Here is a 4,676-nt window from a genome sequence, read left to right as displayed (position 1 = left end):
CGAAGGAGTGGGGGCAACAGCAGCTGCGCTGGTAGACTTATCCACAGTTGCTGGTAACAAAATCAGCAATCCGCCCTGGGTCAAATTTCAATCGGCAGGGTGGGTCAATTTTCCATCAGCGCCAACAAACCAAGACAAAAGTTCGCGGTTTTCCATCGGTGGAAATGAGGCGATTCCCACTTCGACCAAGTCGGGTGGCGTATGTCCATTGCCCTCAACGTCTACGATGATGATTGGTTCAGAGGGCCAGACGAAGTCTGTTTTCAGCATCAGAGATTCCTTGTTGCCTCGGCGCGGCCATGGCGCGCGTAGTGGTGGGGCTTGTCAGCGTCGTGCACCTGATAGCCTAGGGAGTGCTGTAAATAGTAACGACGCTGTTCGTCCAGACCACGAACGACAATCGCACGGTCGTTCACCTGCGGGTCTTCCACAGCACCCAGCTCGTGGCACATTCGATTGAGAATCTGCTGATCTGGCTTCTTCCATGCCGCCTTACAGATGGAGAATTGCGAGCTAGGGCAGGTATCGCACAGTTCGGTGATGCCGAAGTGTCCGTTGTAATCGGGTTGCAGATGCGCATAGGCGACTCCGCAAGAGGTTTTGTGGAAGATCGGTGTCACCTGATTCTGCTCCCCGTACAACCTCAATAGCCTCTGCTCATCTTCCAGTGGGAGGAGCTTTCGCCTGGCCGTCATTTTGTATGGCTCAGGGATTCCTTGGCTCTGGTAAAACTCGGCTATCTCCTTTCGATAGAACAGCCCGCTAAATACGGTCGCGTGGGCATAGTTAGCGAGCGCCGCGGCCTTTGCAATGTGCTCTGACGAGTCGTTTAGCCCTGGAACGATCGGGCGCCAATACAACACCACTTTGTAGTGCCTGGCATGGCGGAACAGCATCTTCAGGCTGTTGGCAGCAATCGAAGACTTGATGGGTTCGATCTTCGGATCATCAATTCCTGAGTACGTAACCAACACTGTCAGCTTGATATTTCTGAGCGTATTGAAGCGCTCGCAATCGTCCTGAGATACACGCCATCGAGTGATAACAAGCACATTGTTGGTTAGCCCAGCCTCATTAAGCATACGCAGCAGATTGTGGGTATGACTCTTGACCTCGGGGAGCATCGGGTCGGTGGCCCGGTTGAACAGCTGAATAGGTGTGATATGAGGCTGGAAATACCTGTGATTGATAAATCGCTGGAAGGCTTCTTCATCGCTCATCAGCGCCTGCGGCGTGCGCTGATCGAAATTTCCATAAAGGTGACGAACGCAGTAGCTGCAGTCGAGTGGACAGCCAATGATGTGATTCAAACTGAGCCCGCTTTTGCGGTACCCGACTGGATCTACAAGACTCGGGTTCGCGTTTTGTAACTGCGTCGAGTTGATGATTCTGACCTGGGATCTCACTGCGATTCTCCTTGCTTGCCATCGGATCATCAGATGGAGTGAGCGCCCATTTAGGGTGCCTACCCTCCCATCCTTGGTAGGTAACAATAATGGCCAGATGACAGCTTGATTTCTGAGCTCGCGGGGGAGCCAAGTTCGTATGGTAGGGCCAATAGTTTCGCTGTCCGCAGCTTCCGGCATACGGAGAATTTATCGCTTATCCTGATCGACTTCGTAGGCGCTTCTAAGATCCTCAATCAGATGGGTTTGAGGTTCATCTTGGCTTCAAAAATCAGCAGATCGCTTTCCTCGTTGTTGATCATCATGTTGACTAGGCGAGGGCTTACTTCGATCTCGCCGCCGAGCGTCGCACGCACGGTTTCGGGGTACCGTTCGAGCATCAGATCCGCCAAGCCATGGCTGTAGCCATCGCGGATGAGCTTGATCTTGGTGTCATCCGCGGTACCGTATTTGATGAGTTTGTAGAACCCTGGATCCAGGGCTCCTACCCCATTCAGCACCTCGACGAACTTGAAAATCTTGTTGTCGAAGAAATCGTCCTCGTCCTTGAGACGGACGATTGCCAGGTTAATACGCTCGCCGTCATCCTTTTGGGAGATTCTTACCCAGTTCTCGTACTTGCTGTCGCGATATTTGGTATCACCCCATTTACCCACGAATACGTGATCGCTATGGCTAGTCTCGACCAGCTTTTTCCAGTACGCGAGCGTCTGTCGGATCGTCTGCTTGACGCTGAGTTTCTTCAGCTTCCAATCCAGGATCATGGCGTAGAAATTCCGGGCAGGCTCTTGCTTGAGACGCACCAGGTCGCTGTACTCTCGGCTGTCGTCGAAGTGATCGACGAACGATTTGGAGATCGCAAGCATCAGCCTGTCAACGGTATTGATGACGCCGTTCGCCTCGATGCCTCGCCTGATCTTCCGTTCAATAGCCTGCTCCTCTGAGAACACGTCAATTTCACTGACACTGTTCGCGATGAGGAGCTTGCCCACCTGAGTGGTAACGTAACGACACTCTCGATCTTTAACCACGCCAGGATGCAGATTCTCTAGACGAGCCACGGCGTCGTCGTAGAGAACCGACACCTTCCCATCGATGATCTTGGTGGCTTCAAGCAGAACGTTGCTGACAGTGTCCTTGACCACCTTTGAGACGTTGACGGATTTATCGTAGAAGGTCTCAAGCGCTGCATTTTCGCGTGTGTAGCCATTTACGCCCAACAGGTAGATGCTGGACTCCAGCTTTCTCAACGCAGCCTTAGCTCCAGGCGCAAAGACCTCACTGAACCGATTGACGCGTCCGACCAGGTTCTTGAATTGAGATGGCGTCAGCTTTTGCTTCCCTTTGAAAAAATCAAAAACGAAGAGTCGTTCGATCGGCAGGTTCACCCCTTCCAGAAGCGTGGAGTTGCAGACCAGAAACCTCATCTGCTTGGAGCTACTGAAGAGGTTCTCCAAGTAAAGACGGATGGTGTCAGGGATCGAACCATGGTGGTACATAACCCCTTTGCGCAGGCAGCCGATCAGTTTGTAGCGTCGGTCAAAAAGCTCTCCTAGCTCGGCACAGGCCGTCTGGATCAGCGGACAATCTACGGGCGGCAGCACGGCTGCCAGTTCAACCGCAAATGACTCAATGCTTTTCTTCCTGTTGCCGTAAACAATGTTTTTGGACAGTGCTTCGCCTTTGATGAGCTCGAAGCAGTTTGCATACCTCCGATCGAACTCCATCCAGTCATTCAGGAAATGGTCATAGAGCTTGAGCTTCGTCTGGCCCCTCCCTCCCCTAAAATCCCTGATGTAGAAGCGCTCAGACTTGATGTACTCGTCGATCTTGAATCCGCTCGGGATCATGTCCAGGAAGCGCACACGGACGTTGAGTTCATCGCATAGGAAGGGAGTCAGGAACTTGAATGATGTTTCCGGATTACGAGCCCCCAGGATGCACAGCATGGCGGCCAGTAACTCATTTCTGCGGTCGCTCTGCAGCAGGTTGTGGGCCTCGTCGACGAAGACCATATCGAAGCTCAGCCCGGCGTTCTCGTTCAAGAGCCTGTTGAGCCGCTCCTGGGTCAGGACAAATGCCCTGTTCTTTCGCTCAACCGAATACATCTCGGGATGGGTCACCACCTTGCCCAACCCCTCAATGTCCGCGTAGATCAACCGTTTTTTCGTCTGGGCCAGCAGAGCCTTAGAAGGCACAAGGATCAGGATCCGCTGCCCTGGATTTTCCCTCACCGATTGGATGATGAGCTCAGATTTACCGTAACTGGTCGGAGCAACCACGACTGACGACTTACGGTACTCCGACTGAACAAATGTCCGCAGGGCATCCTGTTGCTCAGTCAGCACGATGCCTTGATCACGGAAGGTATCGATGTAGCTGCCCACGATGTTTCGGATGAACGACTCGCTGCGGTGATCATCCTCGGAAAAGTAGCTGCTGATTACTGCTGAGACAGGGTGAAGACCACTGTTGAGTGCTACATCGTACAGCGCCTGGTACTGACCCGAAGCGTTACCGTAAAACAGGATAATGCGGTAGCCGAGACGTCGAATTTCGAGGGTCTTGTGGTTAAGGAGCAGCACGGCGATCGCCAAAAGTTTCACAATCTCTGTGTTACCCAGTTCGTCTCCCTTGAGGAGTTGGAAATACAGATCCTTGAACTTGGTGTTGCCCAGTTTCCTGATAGTCAGCTCTTCCATGCTACTGCTCCGCCTCCTGCCTCAAAAACTCTTCCAGCTTTTCCATGGTGCCTTTGTGGAGGGACAGCACCCACACCGTTTTGAACACAGCTTCAGCTACCAGCTTGGTGGTGAAATTTGACACGGTATTTTCGGCGATAGCCTGGGACACTTCGCTGAACAGGGCAGAGACCAGAAACACATTGTTGTCCGAAGCAATCGCCCCGTCTTCTTCAGCCAAATCACCTTCCATCTCCAAGATCTCAATAACCGAGTCCCGGTAATTAGCTTTGTTGTGGATCGCATTTTTCGCGGCATTTATCGCATTGAGCCAGTGATTGAGCTCCGGCTCAGCCAAACGCCTCTTAAGGTCATCCCGAGCCAAACGCAATTGAGCACTTGTGGCCGAACAAGAAGTCTTGTCCGCCCCTCTGCCGCCCGACTTGACCTCGGTGATCCAGACTGTAGTGGTCTAATGAAACCGGACACCCATTTAGGCGAGAATACTCGCCAGATCGAGGTGTCAGATGACCAAACAACGCCGTACCTTTTCCGCAGAATTCAAACGCGAGGCTGCCGACCTCGTGCT

The 4,676-nt window shown here is 52.7% G+C and carries 4 protein-coding genes; all 4 read right to left on the bottom strand.

Annotated features, from left to right (window positions below; genetic code table 11):
• Positions 1-87 precede the first annotated feature (87 nt).
• The 4 genes from HBR94_RS28220 to HBR94_RS28205 all read right to left on the bottom strand — a co-directional run bounded on the left by HBR94_RS28220 (position 88) and on the right by HBR94_RS28205 (position 4,445).
• Positions 88-270 (bottom strand): hypothetical protein, encoded by a 183-nt coding sequence (locus HBR94_RS28220; protein WP_170045905.1) that lies wholly within the window; start codon positions 268-270, stop codon positions 88-90.
• Positions 270-1,406: a radical SAM protein gene (locus HBR94_RS28215; protein ID WP_170045904.1), complete on the bottom strand. Its 1,137-nt coding sequence runs from the start codon at positions 1,404-1,406 to the stop codon at positions 270-272. The genes HBR94_RS28220 and HBR94_RS28215 overlap by 1 nt, the downstream gene beginning before the upstream one ends.
• Before the next feature lie 236 nt (positions 1,407-1,642).
• Complete coding sequence (locus HBR94_RS28210; RefSeq protein WP_170045903.1) at positions 1,643-4,108, bottom strand: DEAD/DEAH box helicase; 2,466 nt, start codon at positions 4,106-4,108, stop codon at positions 1,643-1,645.
• Between the two features lies 1 nt (position 4,109).
• Positions 4,110-4,445, bottom strand: a complete 336-nt coding sequence (locus tag HBR94_RS28205; protein ID WP_262383441.1) for a hypothetical protein — start codon at positions 4,443-4,445, stop codon at positions 4,110-4,112.
• Positions 4,446-4,676 lie beyond the last annotated feature (231 nt).

Origin of the sequence: Pseudomonas sp. WS 5412 (genome assembly GCF_012985615.1) — a bacterium.
GTDB classification, from domain to species: domain Bacteria; phylum Pseudomonadota; class Gammaproteobacteria; order Pseudomonadales; family Pseudomonadaceae; genus Aquipseudomonas; species Aquipseudomonas shahriarae.
Note: the sequence above shows the minus strand (reverse complement) of the source record. Positions and strands in the feature narration are given on the sequence as shown.

What these genes read in the sequence shown, in the direction of transcription:
- HBR94_RS28220 (WP_170045905.1), bottom strand. Translation starts at nt 270, where the DNA reads ATGCTGAAAACAGACTTCGTCTGGCCCTCTGAACCAATCATCATCGTA.
- HBR94_RS28210 (WP_170045903.1), bottom strand. Translation starts at nt 4,108, where the DNA reads ATGGAAGAGCTGACTATCAGGAAACTGGGCAACACCAAGTTCAAGGAT.